The 18,012-nt window shown below is 60.3% G+C and carries 14 protein-coding genes and 3 tRNA genes; 11 read left to right on the forward strand and 6 right to left on the reverse strand.

What is annotated here, in order from left to right; genetic code table 11:
* Window positions 1–65 precede the first annotated feature (65 nt).
* Together LG409_RS05440 and LG409_RS05445 are read right to left on the reverse strand one after the other, a co-directional pair.
* Window positions 66–1,634: a bifunctional GNAT family N-acetyltransferase/carbon-nitrogen hydrolase family protein gene (locus LG409_RS05440; protein ID WP_039181958.1), complete on the reverse strand. Its 1,569-nt coding sequence runs from the start codon at window positions 1,632–1,634 to the stop codon at window positions 66–68.
* A gap of 43 nt (window positions 1,635–1,677) precedes the next feature.
* A complete protein-coding gene (locus tag LG409_RS05445; RefSeq protein WP_039181961.1) occupies window positions 1,678–2,595 on the reverse strand; it encodes a DMT family transporter in 918 nt (305 codons plus the stop codon).
* Window positions 2,596–2,766: 171 nt separating this feature from the next.
* Between LG409_RS05445 and LG409_RS05450 the strand changes: the two genes are divergently transcribed.
* The 5 genes from LG409_RS05450 (at window position 2,767) to LG409_RS05470 (ending at window position 11,127) form a co-directional block, all read left to right on the forward strand.
* A complete protein-coding gene (locus LG409_RS05450) occupies window positions 2,767–4,779 on the forward strand; it encodes an NADPH-dependent 2,4-dienoyl-CoA reductase (RefSeq protein WP_227407779.1) in 2,013 nt (670 codons plus the stop codon).
* Between the two features lie 140 nt (window positions 4,780–4,919).
* Window positions 4,920–5,963 carry a threonine aldolase family protein gene (locus tag LG409_RS05455; protein WP_039181968.1) on the forward strand — a complete coding sequence of 348 codons (1,044 nt, stop codon included), beginning with the start codon at window positions 4,920–4,922 and terminating at the stop codon, window positions 5,961–5,963.
* A gap of 279 nt (window positions 5,964–6,242) precedes the next feature.
* On the forward strand, window positions 6,243–8,165 hold the full coding sequence (locus LG409_RS05460; protein ID WP_039181971.1) for a PrkA family serine protein kinase: 1,923 nt from the start codon (window positions 6,243–6,245) through the stop codon (window positions 8,163–8,165).
* 80 nt (window positions 8,166–8,245) lie between these two features.
* A complete protein-coding gene (locus LG409_RS05465) occupies window positions 8,246–9,541 on the forward strand; it encodes a YeaH/YhbH family protein (RefSeq protein ID WP_096921233.1) in 1,296 nt (431 codons plus the stop codon).
* Between the two features lie 20 nt (window positions 9,542–9,561).
* Window positions 9,562–11,127, forward strand: coding sequence for a SpoVR family protein (locus LG409_RS05470; protein ID WP_227407780.1), 1,566 nt, complete (start codon window positions 9,562–9,564; stop codon window positions 11,125–11,127).
* Window positions 11,128–11,164: 37 nt separating this feature from the next.
* Here the strand turns inward: LG409_RS05470 and LG409_RS05475 are convergent, their stop codons facing one another.
* A complete protein-coding gene (locus tag LG409_RS05475; protein WP_039181982.1) occupies window positions 11,165–11,479 on the reverse strand; it encodes a high-potential iron-sulfur protein in 315 nt (104 codons plus the stop codon).
* A gap of 258 nt (window positions 11,480–11,737) precedes the next feature.
* On the opposite strand from LG409_RS05475, the gene LG409_RS05480 reads away from it, so the two are divergent.
* Together LG409_RS05480 and LG409_RS05485 are read left to right on the forward strand one after the other, a co-directional pair.
* Window positions 11,738–12,013: an Lrp/AsnC family transcriptional regulator gene (locus LG409_RS05480; protein WP_026002022.1), complete on the forward strand. Its 276-nt coding sequence runs from the start codon at window positions 11,738–11,740 to the stop codon at window positions 12,011–12,013.
* A gap of 83 nt (window positions 12,014–12,096) precedes the next feature.
* The gene (locus LG409_RS05485; protein ID WP_227407781.1) at window positions 12,097–12,960 is read left to right on the forward strand and encodes a DNA/RNA non-specific endonuclease; all 864 of its coding nucleotides are present in this window, start codon (window positions 12,097–12,099) and stop codon (window positions 12,958–12,960) included.
* Between the two features lie 293 nt (window positions 12,961–13,253).
* Here the strand turns inward: LG409_RS05485 and LG409_RS05490 are convergent.
* The 3 genes from LG409_RS05490 to LG409_RS05500 form a co-directional block, all read right to left on the reverse strand.
* Window positions 13,254–13,340: transfer RNA gene (locus tag LG409_RS05490), tRNA-Leu, on the reverse strand.
* Window positions 13,341–13,404: 64 nt separating this feature from the next.
* Window positions 13,405–13,491: transfer RNA gene (locus LG409_RS05495), tRNA-Leu, on the reverse strand.
* Window positions 13,492–13,575: 84 nt separating this feature from the next.
* Window positions 13,576–13,662, reverse strand: a tRNA-Leu gene (locus LG409_RS05500).
* A 270-nt stretch (window positions 13,663–13,932) separates the two neighbouring features.
* Between LG409_RS05500 and rnr the strand changes: the two genes are divergently transcribed.
* The 4 genes from rnr (at window position 13,933) to rpsR (ending at window position 18,000) form a co-directional block, all read left to right on the forward strand.
* Complete coding sequence (rnr, locus tag LG409_RS05505; RefSeq protein WP_227407782.1) at window positions 13,933–16,338, forward strand: ribonuclease R; 2,406 nt, start codon at window positions 13,933–13,935, stop codon at window positions 16,336–16,338.
* A 2-nt stretch (window positions 16,339–16,340) separates the two neighbouring features.
* On the forward strand, window positions 16,341–17,150 hold the full coding sequence (gene rlmB, locus LG409_RS05510; protein WP_227407783.1) for a 23S rRNA (guanosine(2251)-2'-O)-methyltransferase RlmB: 810 nt from the start codon (window positions 16,341–16,343) through the stop codon (window positions 17,148–17,150).
* A gap of 211 nt (window positions 17,151–17,361) precedes the next feature.
* Window positions 17,362–17,739 (forward strand): 30S ribosomal protein S6, encoded by a 378-nt coding sequence (gene rpsF / locus LG409_RS05515; RefSeq protein WP_016916554.1) that lies wholly within the window; start codon window positions 17,362–17,364, stop codon window positions 17,737–17,739.
* 33 nt (window positions 17,740–17,772) lie between these two features.
* Window positions 17,773–18,000, forward strand: coding sequence for a 30S ribosomal protein S18 (rpsR, locus tag LG409_RS05520; protein WP_009097135.1), 228 nt, complete (start codon window positions 17,773–17,775; stop codon window positions 17,998–18,000).
* Window positions 18,001–18,012: the final 12 nt, after the last annotated feature.

Genomic DNA, 18,012 nt, shown 5'->3' on the forward strand with positions numbered 1-18,012 from the left:
CTCGAGGGAGCGGCTTTTTTTATCCAGCCATCACGGCGGCCGAGGGCTTACTCTTCCCGTAGGGCTTACTCTTCCCGTTTGGCGCCGGACTTCAGCGACCAGTCCCGCCAGCGCAGGTCGAAGAGATCCTTGCGGCGGTCCTTGAGGTTGGTCACCGAGCCTTCTGCACGCACTACGGTCAGGCGGGTCAAGTCCAGGTCCGAGAAGATGATCATCTCGGTGTTGGGCGTGGTCTCGGCCAGCACCGCGTCATGGGGGAAGGCGAAGTCGGAGGGGGTGAATACCGCCGACTGGGCATACTGGATATCCAGGTTCTCGATGGACGGCAGGTTGCCGACGCTTCCGCAGATGACCACGTAGCACTCGTTTTCGATGGCCCGCGCCTGAGCGCAGTGGCGCACACGCAGGTAGCCATTTTTGGTGTCGACCCAGAACGGCACGAACAGAATATCCATGTCCTGGTCGGCCAGCAGTCGGCCCAGCTCCGGGAATTCCACGTCGTAGCAGATCAGGATGCCGACACGGCCTGCATCGGTATCGAACACCTGCAGATCGTCGCCGCCTTCGATCACCCAGTCGCGCCGCTCCTGCGGGGTGATATGCAGCTTCGACTGTTTCTCCACCTCGCCGTCCCGATGGAACAGGTAAGCCACGTTATAAAGACGGTCGTCCTCGCCCACCTCGATCATCGAACCGCCGACGATGTTGATGTTGTAGGACACCGCCATCCGCGACAGCTCGCTCTTGAAACGGTCGGTGAAGCCCGCCAAAAAGCGGATGGCAGCGGTCTGGTCTTTCTGCGCGGCGCGATCCTGCAGGCCCATCAGTGGCGTGGTGAACAGCTCCGGGAAAACGGCAAAGTCACTTTGGTAGTCCGAGAGCGCATCGACGAAATACTCGATCTGCTGAAGCGCTGCTTCCACCGAGGCAAACTCACGCATTTGCCACTGCACTGCCCCCACTCGAACCTGCGTCGGGCGGGTATCCAGCACGCTGTCGGCGGGTTCGAAGAGGATGTTGTTCCACTCCAGCAGCGTGGCGTAGCCACGCGACTGCTCGTCTTCCGGCAGATATTTGCGCAGCAGGCGCTTGACCTGAAAGTCGTTGGCCAACTGGAAGGAGAGGATCGGGTCGTAAATCTCCTTGCGAGAGACCTTGTCGATGTACTGGGCTGGGGTCAGCTCGCTTGCATGCTGGTGATATTCGGGAATGCGCCCACCGGCCAGGATAGCGCGCAGGTTGTGGGAGCGGCACAGCTCTTTGCGCGCTTCGTACAAGCGGCGACCCAGGCGGTAGCCACGGTAGTCGGGGTGGATCAGGACATCCAGCCCGTACATGGCATCGCCGTCCTGATTGTTGAGGATGATTTCCCGATGGCCGATCAGGTCGTCGTACTTGTGCGGGTTGGAGAACTCGTCGTAATCCACTTGTACCGTCAAGGCCACGCCCACCAGCACGCCGTCGTCTTCGATGGCAATCTGACCGTCAGGAAACTCCTGGATCAGCTTGGCGATGGTGTGCTCGGGCCAGGCGCCACCAATATCATGATACACCGCGTCCATCAGCGACTTCAGTTGCTCGTAATCGTCGCTACTCAGGTTACGCAGATTAAGGTGCAGTTCTTCCAGGGACATAGGTCAGGGGTTCCCATTCAGCGAATGAAGTTAGCCTATTGTATCATTGCTGGGCGCTGCTCGTTTTACTGGCCGCCACGCGGCTGACCAGAGGGCGGGTCAAGGTCTGTGCCATGATCACGCCTGCCAGGATCAGCAGCCCGCCAATAAAGTGGAAGCCCGCTACCCGCTCACCCAAAAACGCCATGGCAATCAGGGCGCTGAACAAGGGCATCAGGTTGATGAAAATACTCGACTGGTTGGCCCCGATCTGACGGACGGCCCGCATCCACAGGAAGGTAGTGATCACCGAGGCCGGAATGCCCGCGTAGAGAATCAGCCAGACGTTGCTGCTATCCACTGGGGTCATGGGGCCCATCAGGTACGAGGGCAGCAGGAACAGCACGGCAAAACAGACCTGGGCGTAAAGCATCACCCAGGGCGGAAGGTTCATGGCCCAGCGTTTCAGCATGACGCCATACAGCGCATAGCAGGTGGCTGCCACCACCATCAGCGCGTCGCCCTGGGCCACCTGCAGTTGCAGCAACGACAGCGGGTTGCCACGCCCCAGCAGTACCGTCACGCCAATGAAGGCCAGCACGCCGCCTGCCACGCCGCCCATCGTGGGGGGCTCACGCAGAATCAGCGCGCTGAGCAGTACCGTCAGCAGGGGCACCATGGCCGCCAGAATGCCCATGTTGGTGGCGGTGGTGGTTTCGGCTGCCACGTAGGCAAGCCCCTGCCACAGGCCCATGCCCAGCAGCCCAAGCAGCGCCAGCTTCAGCCAGTTGCGGCGAATCTCGTCGCGGTGACGCAATACCGCAGGCAGCACGAAAGGGGTCATGACCGCCAGCGCCAGCAGCCAGCGTAAAAAGGCGATACTGCTGGGCGCGATGGCGCCGACCGTCAACTGGTTGATGGTCATGTTCCCCGACCAGATCAGCACGGTGGCCAGTGGGGGCAAGAAGTAGATCAATGGCATAGCGCATTCCCTTAAAACAATCCCTTATCGTTAGCCGGTTAATGTGACCTTCTTTTCCATGATGAGCAAGGGGGCAACGGCGGTAAAAGGCTGTACGCCGAAGGAACTATGTCATACGCTTGTTTGAATATGAGAGGCTTGTCGTTCTAACAACTCCAAAGGAGCGCCGTGATGCACGCTTATCCGCACCTTTTTCGCCCGTTGACCGTGGGCCATTTGACGCTGCCCAACCGGGTGCTGATGGGCTCCATGCACACCAACCTGGAAGAGGCCCCCAACGGCTTTGCACGCTTGGCGGCGTTCTATGCCGAGCGGGCGCGGGCCGGGGTCAGCTTGATCGTCACTGGCGGCATTGCGCCGAATGCCGAGGGTGCGGTGTTCCAGGGGGCACATGCGCTCACCGAGGCCAGCCAGCTGGAAGAGCACCGCCAGGTGGTGGATGCCGTTCACCAGGCGGGCGGGCATCTGTGCATGCAGATTCTGCACGCCGGTCGCTACGCTTACTCCCCTGAGCTGGTGGCGCCTTCGGCATTGCAGGCGCCCATCAATCCGTTCGTGCCCCGTGCGCTGACCAGCGACGAGGTCGAGCAGCAAATTGCCGACTACGTGCGCTGTGCCACGCTGGCCCAGCAGGCGGGCTACGATGGGGTCGAAGTGATGGGCTCCGAGGGGTACCTGATCAATCAGTTCATTTGTCGCCGCACCAACCACCGGGACGATGAGTGGGGCGGCGACTTCGCAGGGCGTATACGCTTTGCGGTGGAGATCGTCAGACGCATTCGTGAAGCCGTGGGCAACCGCTTCCTGATCATCTTCCGGCTGTCGATGATCGACCTGGTGGAGGAGGGCAGCACCTGGGAAGAGGTCGTGCAGCTTGGCCAGGCCATCGAAGCGGCGGGCGCCAACCTGATCAATACCGGCATCGGCTGGCACGAAGCGCGGGTGCCCACCATCGTCACCAGCGTGCCTCGGGCAGCCTTCAGCGAGGTGACCAAACGGATTCGCAGCGCGCTGTCGATCCCGCTGATCACCACCAACCGCATCAATATGCCCGACGTGGCCGAGCGCCTGCTGGCGTCAGGGCACGCGGACATGGTCTCCATGGCGCGGCCTTTCCTGGCAGACCCTGAATGGGTGCAGAAAGCCGAGCTCGGCAAGGCCGAGGAGATCAATACCTGTATCGCCTGTAATCAGGCGTGCCTCGACCATACCTTCATGGGCAAGCTGACCTCTTGCCTGGTCAACCCGCGTGCATGCCACGAAACCGAGCTGCCTTTGGTGGCTGCCGAGTCTCCCAAGCGAGTGGCCGTGGTCGGCGGCGGGCCTGCCGGGCTTGCCACCGCCGTGGAAGCCGCCCGCCGAGGTCATCGGGTGGTGCTGTTCGAACGGCACAGCGAGCTGGGCGGGCAATTCAACTTTGCCCGCAAGATTCCGGGCAAGGAAGAGTTCAACGAAACGCTGCGCTACTTCCGCGTCATGCTCGACAAGCACGGCGTGGAGGTGCGCTTGAATACCGACGCCACGCTGGAGGCGCTGGCTGCCTTCGACGACGTGGTGCTGGCGACCGGCGTGACGCCCCGTGGGCTGACCCTGCCCGGCGCCGACCATCCCAGCGTGTTGAGTTACGCCGAAGCCATTGCGCAGCCCGAGCGAGTGGGCCGCCGGGTGGCCGTGATTGGTGCCGGAGGCATCGGCTTCGATGTATCGGAACTGCTGGCGCATCATGGCCACCCGGCCCTGGATCTGCAGTCCTGGTGTGAAGAGTGGGGCGTGGACCTCACGGTGAGTGAGCCAGGCGGGCTGAAAGCTCCCACACCGCCCGCTTCACCACGCAGTATCGTGATGTTGCAACGCAAAAGCTCTAAGCCCGGTAAAAACCTGGGCAAGACGTCTGGCTGGGTGCATCGCGCGTCGCTCAAGCAGCGCGGGGTGCGTACCCTGACTGGCTGCGAGTACCTGAAAATCGACGATGCCGGGCTGCATGTTCGTCAGGGTGAAGAGGCGCAGGTGCTGGCGGTGGACACCATCGTGGTGTGTGCGGGTCAGGAGTCGGTGCGGGACCTGCTGACGCCCCTGGAGCAGGCGGGCAAACGCGTGCATGTGATTGGTGGCGCAGACGAAGCGGCCGAGCTGGATGCCAAGCGGGCGATTGACCAGGGCACCCGTCTGGCTGCCACGCTGTAGCCATATTGAGCGCGTGACGTTGACGTTGAAATGGCGATAGACTGAAGGTCAACCCTAACGACTAAGCCCTGTTAGGGAATTAAGGCGCAGGTGGCACCCGGCCTGCGCTGCACGACCGCCAGAGAAAAAGGATAATCGTCATGCCCTCGGAGTGTACCCCACGATTTTTAGCCAGTGACAACACCTCGGGTATTTGCCCGGAAGCGATGCAGTACCTGATGGAAGCCAATCAGGCCGATGACCTGGCCTACGGCAATGACCGCTGGACTGCCCGTGCCGCCGACCGCTTTCGTCAGATGTTCGACTACGATTGCGATGTGTTCTTCGTGTTCAACGGCACCGCTGCCAATTCACTGGCGCTTTCCGCGATGGGGCGCAGCTACCACAGCGTGATTTGTCATGAGTTGGCGCATATCGAAACCGACGAGTGTGGCGGCCCGGAGTTCTTCTCCAACGGAGCCAAGCTGCTCACCTCCCCGGGTGCCAATGGCAAGCTGACCCCCAAGGGAATCGAAGCGCTGGTCACCAAGCGCAGCGACATCCACTACCCCAAACCCAAGGTCGTGTCGCTGACCCAGGCCACCGAAGTGGGTACGGTCTACTCCCGTGAAGAGCTGTTGGCGATTCGCGCCATGGCCGACAAGCATGACCTGCGCCTGCACATGGATGGCGCGCGCTTTGCCAATGCCTGCGCCAGCCTGAAGGCGTCACCTGCCGAGCTGACCTGGCAGGTCGGGGTGGATGCGCTGTGCTTTTCAGGCACCAAGAACGGCCTGGCGTTTGGTGAAGCCATCCTGTTTTTCAATCGGGAACTGGCCGAGGATTTCTCCTACCGCTGCAAGCAGGCGGGCCAGCTCGCCTCCAAGATGCGCTATGTCTCGGCGCCCTGGCTGGGCCTGCTGGAAAGCGGCGCCTGGTTGACCAATGCCGAGCACGCCAACGCCATGGCCCGCTATCTGTCGGAAGGGTTGCAGGCGCTGCCTGGCGTCTCGCTGATGTTCCCCACCGAAGCCAACAGCGTTTTCGTTGAATTGCCTCCTCATGCCATCGAAGCGTTGAAAGCGCGCGGATGGACCTTCTATACCTTCATTGGCGCGGGCGGCGCACGCTTCGTGTGCGCCTGGAACACCACCATCGAGCTGCTGGATCAACTGCTGGCCGACGTCAAATCCGTGCTGGAGTAAGCCGCCAGCGAGGCTCGTTCGTGGTCGTCGCGCCGCCTGTTCAGGCGGCGCGTTGCGTTGTTGGAGAGGATTCTTGTCAGCCCGGTGTTTTCAACGCAACTATTTTGCCTCGCCTTTGCTCATAGCCATATAAGACGCGGAAAGTTGCGCTGCGTTGAAGGTTTCGTCATCACATTTTGCTAATGCTGACTACGCTGATAGAGCGACACTTCGCACGGCAGGCGGCCTGGGAATTTGGGTCAGGCGATGGCTGCCGGGGATGGGCCACAGGAGAGTTCCATGAGCATCTTTGATCACGTTCAAGACCGTTTTGCCCGCGTTCAGCAAGAGGACATGAGCCTGGAGGAGTATCTGGCGCTGTGCCGCCGTGATCCCAAGGTGTATGCCAGCGCCGCCGAGCGCATGCTGGAAGCCATAGGCGAGCCTGAAGTGATCGACACGGCGAAAGACCCGCGTCTGTCACGTATCTTTTCCAACAAGGTGATTCGCCGTTACCCTGCGTTTGCCGAATTTCATGGCATGGAAGAGGCCATCGAGCAGATCGTGGCCTACTTCCGCCACGCGGCCCAGGGCCTGGAAGAGCGCAAGCAGATCCTCTATCTGCTGGGGCCGGTGGGCGGCGGCAAATCGTCGCTGGCCGAGCGTCTGAAGCTTCTCATGGAGCGTATCCCGTTTTACGCCATCAAGGGCTCGCCGGTGTACGAATCCCCGCTGGGGCTGTTTTCACCGGAAGAGGACGGCAAGCTGCTGGAGCAGGAGTACGGTATTGCCAGCCGCTACTTGCGCAGCGTCATGTCACCTTGGGCCGCCAAGCGCTTGAAGGAGTACGGTGGTGATATCTCCCAATTCCGCGTGGTGCGGCTCTATCCGTCGCGCTTGAACCAGATCGCCATCTCCAAGACCGAACCCGGTGACGAGAACAACCAGGATATCTCCTCGCTGGTGGGCAAGGTGGATATCCGCCAGCTGGAGCTCTACTCTCAGGACGACCCGGATGCCTACAGCTTCTCGGGCGGGCTGTGCCGCGCCAACCAGGGCCTGATGGAGTTCGTGGAGATGTTCAAGGCACCCATCAAGGTGCTGCATCCGCTGCTGACCGCCACCCAGGAGGGGAACTACAACCCCACCGAAGGCATGGGCGCGATCCCTTTCGATGGCGTCATTCTGGCCCACTCCAACGAATCCGAATGGCAGGCCTTCCGCAACAACCGCAATAACGAGGCGTTCCTCGACCGTGTGTACATCGTCAAGGTGCCTTACTGCCTGCGCGTCTCCGAAGAGATCAAGATCTACCAGAAACTGCTGGAAGACTCGTCCCTGAATGCCGCGCCTTGCGCCCCGGATACGCTGCGCATGCTGGCCCAGTTCTCCGTGCTGTCCCGGCTGAAAGTGCCCGAAAACTCCAGTATCTACTCCAAGATGCGGGTCTATGACGGCGACAATCTCAAGGATACCGACCCCCGCGCCAAGTCCATCCAGGAGTACCGCGACGCGGCAGGCGTCGATGAAGGCATGCAGGGGCTGTCTACCCGCTTTGCCTTCAAGATCCTTTCGCGGGTATTCAACTTCGACAGCCAGGAAGTGGCAGCCAACCCGGTCCATCTGCTGTACGTGCTGGAGCAGGCGCTGGAGCGGGAGCAGCTGCCATCGGAGGTGTTCGAGCGCTACCTGGGCTTCATCAAGGAGTTTCTGGCCCCGCGTTACGTGGATTTCATCGGCAAGGAGATCCAGACCGCGTACCTGGAGTCCTACAGCGAGTATGGTCAGAACATTTTCGACCGCTATGTGACCTATGCCGACTTCTGGATTCAGGATCAGGAGTACCGCGACCCCGAAACCGGCGAGCTGTTGAATCGCCAGTCGCTGAACGAAGAGCTGGAGAAGATCGAAAAACCGGCCGGGATCTCCAATCCCAAGGACTTCCGTCATGAAGTGGTCAACTTCGTGCTGCGGGCGCGGGCGCAGAACAACGGCATGAACCCCAGCTGGCAGTCCTACGAGAAGCTCAAGGGCGTCATCGAGCACAAGATGTTTGCCAATACCGAGGAGCTTTTGCCGGTCATCTCGTTCAACGCCAAGGCATCCAGGTCTGATCAGAAGAAACACGAGGATTTCGTGGCGCGCATGGTGGACCGCGGCTATACCGAAAAGCAGGTGCGGTTGCTTTCCGAGTGGTATCTGCGCGTTCGCAAGTCCCAGTAACCAGCAGGTTGCAGGGGTGACCCTCACGATGGGCGGGCGCGGATGTTCAGCGCTCCCGCCTGAGGTATCAAGGAGGTCGAATGACCTACTTCATTGATCGCAGACCTAACGCCAAGCACAAGAGCGCGGTCAATCGGCAGCGCTTTCTGGAGCGTTACCGCAAGCACATCAAGCGTTCGGTCGAGGAAGCCGTGAACCGTCGCTCCATCACCGACATGGAGCGCGGCGAGAAAATCTCGATTCCTGCCCGAGACATCTCCGAGCCGGTGTTCCAGCACGGCAGCGGCGGCGCCCGCACCATCGTTTCTCCCGGCAACAAGGAGTTTCTGCAGGGGGACAAGATTCGTCGCCCCGGTGGGCAGGGCGGCGGCGGCGGTGGCGGCGCGGGAGAAGGCGGGGCGTCCAACCAGGGGGAGGGCAACGACGAGTTTGCCTTCACCCTCAGCCGCGAGGAGTTTCTGGAATTCGTCTTCGACGGCCTGGAGCTGCCACATTTGCAGCGCAAGCCCTTGAAGTCGCTGGAAGAGATCAAGATGGTGCGGGCCGGGCTGGCCCGTGACGGCGTGCCTTCGCGCATCAGCATTACCCGCTCCATGCGCGAAGCCTACGCCCGCCGCATTGCCATGCGCGCCCCCATCAAACGGGCCTTGAAAGAGGCCGAAGAGGCGCTGGCGGCGGAAGAGCGCAAGGACCCCGTGCTGCGCAACCCGGCCCGGGTGGCGGAGCTCAAGGCCGAGGTGGAGCGGCTGGAGAAGCGCATCGAGGCGATTCCGTTCATCGATACCTACGACCTGCGCTATCATCAACTCGCCGCCCAGCCACAGCCCTCGAGCCAGGCGGTGATGTTTTGCGTGATGGACGTTTCCGGCTCGATGACCCAGAACCACAAGGATATCGCCAAGCGGTTTTTCCTGCTGCTCTACCTGTTTCTGGAGAAGCACTACGAAAAGGTCGAGCTGGTGTTCGTGCGCCACCATACTGCCGCTCGGGAGGTCAACGAGGAGGAGTTCTTCTACTCCCGCGAAACCGGCGGAACCATCGTCTCCAGCGCGCTGACGCTGGTGAACAAGATCATCGAAAAGCGCTACCCGGCAGGCCAGTGGAATCTATACGTGGCCCAGGCCTCCGACGGCGACAACTGGGACGATGACTCCAATATCTGCCGCGACCTGCTGGTCAAGCAGCTGATGCCGCAGCTGCAGTATTACGCCTACGTGGAGATCACTCCCCATGATCATCAGTCGCTGTGGCATGAGTATGAAACCGTGGCTGCCCAGTTTCCCGAGCGTTTTGCCATGCGCCAGATCGTCAATGCCGGGGATATCTATCCCGTCTTCCGTGAGTTGTTCAAGCGCCGCTTGAGCCAGGAGCGCTAGCGCGCGTTAAGGAGTGGGCCATGAGTGTCGACCGCAACCCCATCGCGACGGGTTCCGACTGGAACTTCGGGATTCTGGAGCGCTTTGACGAAGAGCTGGCGCGGCTGGCTGACGAGTATCGGCTGGATACCTATCCCAATCAGATAGAAGTGATCACCACCGAGCAGATGATGGATGCCTACGCCAGCGTGGGGATGCCGGTGGGCTACCATCATTGGTCGTTTGGCAAGCAGTTTCTGGCCGTGGAACAGGCCTACAAGCGGGGCCAGATGGGCCTGGCCTACGAATTGGTGATCAACTCCAACCCCTGTATCGCTTACCTGATGGAGGAGAACACGTTGATGATGCAGGTGCTGGTGATTGCCCACGCCTGCTACGGCCATAACTCGTTCTTCAAAGGCAACTACCTGTTTCGTACCTGGACCGATGCCGAGTCCATCGTCGATTATCTGGTATTTGCCCGCAAGTACATTGCCCAGTGCGAAGAGCGACACGGTTCCCACGCCGTGGAGCAACTGCTGGACGCTTGCCACGCCCTGCAGAACTACGGGGTCGACCGTTACAAGCGGCCTTCGCCCATGTCGGCCGAGGAAGAGGCCAAGCGCCAGGAGGAGCGAGAGGCCTATCTGCAAACCCAGGTCAACATGCTCTGGCGTACCATTCCCGAGCCGCCGACGGGTGCCGTACCGCTACCCGGGGCGCTGCACAGCGACGATGACCCGCTAGGGCTGCACAGTGGCGGGCGCTACCCCTCGGAGCCCCAGGAGAACCTGCTCTACTTCATCGAGAAGAACGCGCCGCTGCTGGCCCCCTGGCAGCGGGAGATCGTGCGCATCGTGCGCAAGCTGGCGCAGTACTTCTACCCTCAGCGGCAAACTCAGGTAATGAATGAGGGCTGGGCGTGCTTCTGGCACTACACCCTGATGAATCGGCTCTATGACGAGGGCAAGGTGGACGAAGGGCTGATGCTGGAGTTTCTGCAGTCCCACGCGGCGGTCATCAATCAGCCGGGGTTCGATAGCCCTTACTACAGCGGCCTGAACCCCTATGCGTTGGGCTTTGCGATGTTCATGGATATCAAGCGTATCTGCGAAGACCCCACTGCCGAAGATCGCGAATGGTTTCCGGACATTGCCGGCAGCCCCTGGCGGGAAACGCTGGAGTTCGCCATGCGTAACTTCAAGGACGAGTCGTTCATTCAGCAGTTTCTATCACCCAAGGTGATGCGTGACCTGAAGCTGTTCATGATCGTCGACGACGACCAGTCGGAAATGTTGGAAGTGGCGGCGATTCATGACGAGCGGGGGTATCGGCGGGTGCGCGAAGCGCTATCGACCCAGTATGCGCTATCGGTACGCGAGCCCAACATTCAAGTGGTGGAGGCCGCCATTCGGGGGGATCGTTCCCTGACACTGCATCACGTTCAGGACCATCGTCGTCCGCTGGCCAGAAGCGTGTATCCGGTGATTCGTCACCTTCAGCAGCTGTGGGGGTTTCCGGTGCACCTGGTGTCGCTGGACGAGGGGCGGGTGACTCGCCGCTACCAGTGGCCGGTAGAAGAAGAGAACAAGGATAACCATCCCTGAAAACAGTGACCCCGCGGCGAGCGCGGGGTCCAGGGTATCAGCCTTGTGCGGTCCAGGACTGGCACCAGCCGTCCGGCTCGACACTGTTTTCCGGGAACAGCTGGCAGCCTTCGGTGCCTTCCACGAAAAACATGCAGTTGGAGCACAGTTCACCCTCTTCGAAAGCCGGGTGGTCGCTGGCGTCGCTGGCATTTTCAACGTAGTTCAGTGCCTGGGCCGTCGGTGAGGACGGGTCCAGACGGGGCAGCTCCTGAGCAAAAGCAGTTTTCGACAGGATACCCGCACCAAACGGCAGGGCAGCAAGCCCCAGCACGCTGTTACGCATGAACTTACGACGGCTCTGATTAGCCATGGTGTCTCCTTATCGTCACGGTCTGACGGTGTGCTACGGTGATCGGGTGGTGGGCCACCTCTATAAAACTCCGACAGCGAAACGCTGCTGGAGATCTCTAGTACATGCTAGCGCAAGCGTAAAATTAGTGCGAATAACCTTATGAAAAGCGCGACAATTGGCCACGCTGGCCGGCAAGGCTTGGCCCCGCCGGGCAGGCTGCTATACTCGCTGCGTCGTGCAGTATTCATCTTACCGCCACTCATTTGCGAGGACGCCATGCAAAGCGCAGTCATCCTGATCAATACCGAAAAAGGCCAGATCAAGGCCGTGGCCGAACGCCTGGCCGATGTGGAAGGTATCAGTGAGGTGTACTCCACCTGCGGCCGTTACGATCTGGTGGCCATTGCGCGCACCCGCGATTTCGAAAGCCTGGCCGAGCTGGTGACCGAGCGGTTGAATGCCGTGGAAGGCATCAGCGATACCGAGACGCTGAACGCCATGCAGGTTCACTCACGCCATGACCTGGAAACCATGTTTTCCGTTGGTTGGTAACGCCCTGGCTTTGCAAAGCCAATGAAACGAATGATGAAACGCCGCTGACAAGGCGTCTTGAAGGGTAGCAGGGGAGTCCTCCGTTGGCTAAATCACTTTTGCGCTGGCGTCGTCAGGGGCGACGCCTGGGCATTGCCGTGCTGTTCGTGCTGGTCGGTACGGGCTTGTGGGAGTATCAAGGGCGCCAGCACCAGCAGGCTTATACCTGGATGGGCGTACCCACCTGGGAAACATTGCACCCTACCAGCCTGCACCGTGTACTGCGTAACGATGGCTTTTTAGTGGGGTGGTCGGATGTACGGGTGGGGGCGTTGTGGGTCAGCTACCAGGTAGAGGCCGTGCCTGAGGATATGCGCATTGGGCCCAGGCCCAATTTTCAGCCAGACTGGCGCATGCTGTGGCCGGTGAGTACCGATAGCTATTCCGGCAGTGGCTACGACAGAGGACATCTGGCGCCCAACTACGCCATTGCTGCCGTGCATGGGCGCAGCGCGCAGGTGGACACGTTCTTGATGAGCAACATGCTGCCCCAGCGGCCGAATCTGAATCGTCAGCTCTGGCAGCGGCTCGAAGCCTCCGTCATGGATCACTTTGCGCCGCGTTTCGATCGCTTGCAGGTGATTACCGGGCCGGTCTACCCCGAGCGCTTCATGGATAACGTCTTCAACCGCGTGGGGTGGGTGGAAATACCCGAAGCCTTTTACAAGATCATCGTGGCACCCCATGATGAGGCGCCCTTGGCGCTGGCCTTCATCATGCCCCAGGACGTGCAGGGCAATGAGCCGCTGAACGACTACCTGGTGACCATCGATGAGATCGAAGCCCGCACCGGGCTGAATTTTTTCCCGAATCTCTCACCTCAGCTTGAAGCCGTGCTGGAAGGCGAGCTGCGCACCCAGGGGTGGGCGCTGGAGGAGGTATCTCGTCGCCCAGGCCGGTTCCAGTAGTACGATACGCTGCATGCTGGCAGGCCAAGGCGTTGCCCTGGCCTGCCGCTTGAGCGCAGACACGGCCATGCTCGAACGACATGGGCTCGATATGCATGAAATAGACAGGCAGAAGAGAAGGCAGGCAGAAGAGAAATAGTGGGGAAGAAAAAATATCAGAGCAAAAGGGTATCAGAGAATAAAAGCATACAGATGAGAGTGCGCCAAAAGAGGGCGACTGATGAGGGATAACAAACAGATAGAAAGACATCAGAGGGGATAATACGAAAGCAAGAGCGATACGGGGGCATCGATGGTGCCCAGGAGAGGACTTGAACCTCCACGTCCGTACGGACACTAGCACCTGAAGCTAGCGCGTCTACCAATTCCGCCACCTGGGCGTATCGACTCTTTCACTGCTGTACTGCTTTCACAATACATTCAGCCACTACGTCGGTGTTCGCATGGTGCCCAGGAGAGGACTTGAACCTCCACGACCATACGGTCACTAGCACCTGAAGCTAGCGCGTCTACCAATTCCGCCACCTGGGCGAACACGAACGTACTGCCTTTCTTTCACTGCTTTACTTGCCGCTGCACCGTTCTGATTCATGAAAGGGGATAACATGAAACACTTGGTGCCCAGAAGAGGACTTGAACCTCCACGACCATACGGTCACTAGCACCTGAAGCTAGCGCGTCTACCAATTCCGCCATCTGGGCAAGTGGCGCGTATGATACCGAGGCTGTGGCTAAATGCAAGCCCCTGGGTGTTTTTTTTAATGTAAAAAACCTGGGTTTGCAGCCCCAAGTGGTTGGGTGATTGAACGGGCGGCGCTATACTGCGCCCATGACCAAACAAAACATGACTTATTTCAACTCATCGTTAGTTGAACACGACGCCCTTCGAGGCGCACATGCCTTTCGCCCGCAGTGCACGCTGCCCGCGCTTTTTGTTCGCCTCCCGCAACCGTTATCAAGGATGTTGATCGCATGAAGTACTGGACGTTGAGTGATGATCCGCACGCCGAGCGCGAGGCGAAGAATTACGATAACCCGGCTCCCAGCCGTGAATACCTGTTGGCTGCCCTGGAAAGCTATGGCAAGCCGATTACCCATGAAAACATGAGCCGCATGCTGGGCATCGAAGACGAAGACCATCTGGAAGCGGTGCGTCGGCGTATGGCGGCCATGGAGCGCGACGGCCAGGTGCTGCGCGACCGTCGAGGCGCCTATGCACTGATCGACAAGCTCGACCTGATCAAGGGCAAGGTGCTGGGCCATCGGGATGGGTTTGGCTTCGTGCTGCGTGATGACGGCAAGAAGCCGGACCTGCTGCTGCCGCCTCGTCAGATGCGCCGCGTCTTCCACGGAGACCATGTGCTGGTGCGCATCAGTGGGCGAGACCGTCGCGGCCGCGACGAAGCCACGATTGCCGAAGTGATTGCCCGCAATACCGAGACCATGGTGGGCGTATACCGCAGCAATACGCCGGAATTCGGGATTCTCATTCCCGAAAACCCGCGGATTACCCAGGAAGTGATCATCCCGCACACCGCCAGCGGTGGTGCCAAGGATGGTCAGGTGATCTCAGCCAGGATCGTCCAGCAGCCCGCCACTCGGGTTCAGCCAGTGGGTGAAGTGATCGAAGTGCTGGGGGAGCGTATGGACCCCGGCATGGAAATCGACATCGCCATCCGCAGCTACGACATTCCCGCCGAGTTTCCGCCGGAGGTATTGGATCAGATCAGCGAAATCTCCGCTGAAGTGCTGGAAGCCGACAAGCAGCACCGCGTCGATCTGCGCGACCTGCCGCTGGTGACCATCGACGACGAATCCGCCAAGGATTTCGACGATGCGGTGTGTGCCTGGAAGACCAAGTCCGGTAGCTGGAAGCTGGTCGTCGCGATTGCCGACGTTTCTCATTATGTGCGCCCTGGTACCGCGCTGGATGACGAAGCGCGCACCCGCGGCAACTCGGTCTACTTCCCGGGGCAAGTGGTGCCCATGCTGCCCGAGCTGCTTTCCAACGGTCTTTGTTCATTGAATCCGCACGTCGACCGGCTGGTGATGGTGTGCGAAATGAACATTTCCAAGACCGGTGCCATCAGCCGCTACTCCTTCTATGAAGCCGTGATGAATTCCCATGCCCGACTCACCTATAACAAGGTGGCGGCCATGCTGGACGGCGAGAGTGAAGAAGGGGAGGCGCTGCGTCGGGAGCACGCCGAGCTGGTCAAGCCGCTCAAGAACCTGCATGAGCTGTACGGCCTGCTGCGCGCTGCCCGGGAAGAGCGTGGGGCGATCGACTTCGATACCACGGAAACGGCGATCATCTTCAATGAAGAGCGCAAGATCGAGAAGATCGTGCCGCGCAGCCGTAATGATGCCCACAAGCTGATCGAGGAGTGCATGCTGGCCGCCAACGTGGCGACGGCGCGTTTCCTCGACAAGCACGACCTGCCGGCGCTGTATCGTATCCACGAGCGTCCAACGCCTGAGCGGCTCGACAAGCTGCGCCTGTTCCTGAGTGAGCTGGGGCTTTCGGTGGGCGGCGGCGACGAGCCGACGCCTCAGGATTACCAGGCACTGCGGGAAGCGATTGCCGACCGCCCGGATGCCGACATCATCCAGACCGTGATGCTGCGCTCGATGAATCAGGCGGTCTATTCGCCGCAGAACGAGGGGCACTTCGGTCTTGCTTACCAGGCCTATGCCCATTTCACGTCGCCCATTCGGCGCTATCCTGACCTGCTGGTGCATCGGGCCATTCGCTCGGTGATTCGCGGGCCGCGTCAGACCGCCACCGTGGTGCGGGTAGAGGGTGCGCCGGTGGATCCGCCGAGCAAGTGGTGCCCCTACACCTTCGAGCAGATGCTGGAGCTGGGTGAACACTGCTCCATGACCGAGCGGCGGGCCGATGAAGCCACCCGTGACGTGGAGAGCTGGCTCAAGTGCGAATTCATGTCGGACAAGCTGGGCGAAACCTTTGAGGGCACCATCGCCTCGGTGACCCAGTTCGGGCTCTTCGTGCGTCTCGATGACTTCTTTGTGGAAGGGCTGGTGCACGTCACGTCGCTGCCTTCCGACTACTACCACTACGAAGCCGAGAAGCATCGTCTCAAGGGTGAGCGCACCGGCACCACGTATCGCCTGGGCGATGGCCTGACCGTGCAAGTGGCGCGGGTGGACATGGATGATCGCAAGATCGACTTTGGTCTTGCCGATGACAAGCCGCGCCCGCAGCGTCAGCCGCGCAAGCGTCGTAGTGAAAGCTCTGGTGAAAAAGGCGCTGGAGCAGGAGCAGGAGCAAAGGCGGCTGCCGGTGAGCAGCCCGCCCGTCGTGGCCCGCGCCGTACGCGCAGCGGGTCGCGTAAACCATCTTCGAAAAAGGGTTGAGCATGAAATCGGCGTCGTCTCGACGTAGCCCGCGCCCGGCTACGGGCACTCCTGTCCGTACGCCTGATGGCCTGGATCACGTCTATGGAGTGCATGCCCTGGAGAGCCTGCTGGCACGGGGCGAGTCGCCCAAGGAGCTGTGGGTGCAACAGGGCGCAGGTCAGCGTTTGCAAACGCTGGTGGCCGATGCCCGAGCCAGCGGTGCGGCGGTCAAGGAGCAGCCGCGTGACGTGCTCGATCAGTTGACCCAAGGGGCGGCGCATCAGGGGGTGGTTGCTTTCTGTGCGCCCTTGACGGCAGAAGGAGAGGAGTCCTTGTGGCTCAAGCTCCGCGCCTGGCCGTCGGATACGCCTCCTTTGCTGCTGGTGCTGGATGGCGTCACCGACGTGCATAACTTTGGCGCGTGCCTGCGCAGTGCCGATGCCTCGGGTGCCCATGGAGTGATCGTGGCCAAGGACAAGGCGGCGCCGCTCAACGCCACGGTCAGAAAAGTCGCCTGTGGTGCCGCAGAGGTGGTGCCGGTCTATCAGGTCACCAATCTGGCGCGCACGCTGGCCAGGCTCAAGGAAGAGGGCGTGTGGATCACCGGCACCGCCGGTGAAGCACAGGCCAGCGTATTCGATATCGACTTCACCGGCCCGACCGCGCTGGTGATGGGGGCCGAAGGCAAGGGGTTGCGCCGGTTGACGCGGGAAGCGTGTGATCATCTGGCCAAGCTGCCCATGGCGGGGCAGGTATCTAGCCTGAATGTCTCGGTGGCTGCCGGAATCTGTCTGTTTGAAGCGGTGCGTCAGCGGCAGCTTGCAAGTTAGCCTCCGTCCCACTAGAATGCTTGCGCCCGTTTATACATAAGCGGGCGTTCGTATTGGTAACCCCTCTACGACACTGGTTTTATCTGCTTGATGTTCTTTTCAGCCATACGTGGCTTGCCAAGGGCATTTCAGTCAACTCCTTGCTTCCCAGTCGCTGTCAGAGCATATGCTCCGGCACACTCAGGAAGCTGCCAAACCGCAAGGAGATTCCATGCGTCATTATGAAATCGTGTTCATGGTCCACCCGGATCAGAGCGAGCAAGTACCGGCAATGGTCGAGCGCTACACCAGCATCGTCACCGAAAGCGGCGGTACCGTGCATCGTCTGGAAGATTGGGGCCGTCGTCACCTGGCTTACCCGATCAACAAGATCCACAAAGCCCACTACGTGCTGATGAACGTTGAGTGCACCGGCGAGACTCTCGAAGAAATCGAGAACATCTTCCGCTTCAACGACGCCATCATCCGCAGCCTGGTTGTGCGCTGCAAGGAAGCCGTTACCGAAGCTTCTCCGATGATGAAGCCGGCAGAAGAAAAGCGTCCGCGTCGCGAAGAAAAGCCGCGCGCTGAAGCTGAAGAAACTGCCTGATTCTATCCACTGCACGTTTTAAGGAGCTAGTCCATGGCACGTTTTTTCCGTCGCCGCAAGTTTTGCCGCTTCACTGCTGAAGGCGTCAAGCAGATCGACTACAAAGATCTCGACACGCTGAAGGCTTACATCACGGAAACCGGCAAGATCGTTCCGAGCCGTATCACCGGCACCAAAGCACGCTATCAGCGTCAGCTGGCGACCGCTATCAAGCGTTCACGCTACCTGGCACTGCTGCCCTACTCCGATAGCCATCAGTAAGCGTTTAACGTG

The organism is Halomonas sp. NyZ770, from assembly GCF_020616575.1.
Classification (GTDB): domain Bacteria; phylum Pseudomonadota; class Gammaproteobacteria; order Pseudomonadales; family Halomonadaceae; genus Vreelandella; species Vreelandella hamiltonii.

Excerpts from the sequence above, each read along its gene's own strand:
- LG409_RS05445 (WP_039181961.1), bottom strand. The coding sequence starts at position 2,595 with ATGCCATTGATCTACTTCTTGCCCCCACTGGCCACCGTGCTGATCTGG.
- LG409_RS05480 (WP_026002022.1), top strand. The coding sequence starts at position 11,738 with ATGCAAAGCGCAGTCATCCTGATCAATACCGAAAAAGGCCAGATCAAG.
- LG409_RS05455 (WP_039181968.1), top strand. The coding sequence starts at position 4,920 with ATGCCCTCGGAGTGTACCCCACGATTTTTAGCCAGTGACAACACCTCG.
- rnr (WP_227407782.1), top strand. The coding sequence starts at position 13,933 with ATGAAGTACTGGACGTTGAGTGATGATCCGCACGCCGAGCGCGAGGCG.
- rpsF (WP_016916554.1), top strand. The coding sequence starts at position 17,362 with ATGCGTCATTATGAAATCGTGTTCATGGTCCACCCGGATCAGAGCGAG.
- LG409_RS05475 (WP_039181982.1), bottom strand. The coding sequence starts at position 11,479 with ATGGCTAATCAGAGCCGTCGTAAGTTCATGCGTAACAGCGTGCTGGGG.
- LG409_RS05470 (WP_227407780.1), top strand. The coding sequence starts at position 9,562 with ATGAGTGTCGACCGCAACCCCATCGCGACGGGTTCCGACTGGAACTTC.
- LG409_RS05465 (WP_096921233.1), top strand. The coding sequence starts at position 8,246 with ATGACCTACTTCATTGATCGCAGACCTAACGCCAAGCACAAGAGCGCG.
- LG409_RS05440 (WP_039181958.1), bottom strand. The coding sequence starts at position 1,634 with ATGTCCCTGGAAGAACTGCACCTTAATCTGCGTAACCTGAGTAGCGAC.
- LG409_RS05450 (WP_227407779.1), top strand. The coding sequence starts at position 2,767 with ATGCACGCTTATCCGCACCTTTTTCGCCCGTTGACCGTGGGCCATTTG.
- rlmB (WP_227407783.1), top strand. The coding sequence starts at position 16,341 with ATGAAATCGGCGTCGTCTCGACGTAGCCCGCGCCCGGCTACGGGCACT.
- rpsR (WP_009097135.1), top strand. The coding sequence starts at position 17,773 with ATGGCACGTTTTTTCCGTCGCCGCAAGTTTTGCCGCTTCACTGCTGAA.
- LG409_RS05460 (WP_039181971.1), top strand. The coding sequence starts at position 6,243 with ATGAGCATCTTTGATCACGTTCAAGACCGTTTTGCCCGCGTTCAGCAA.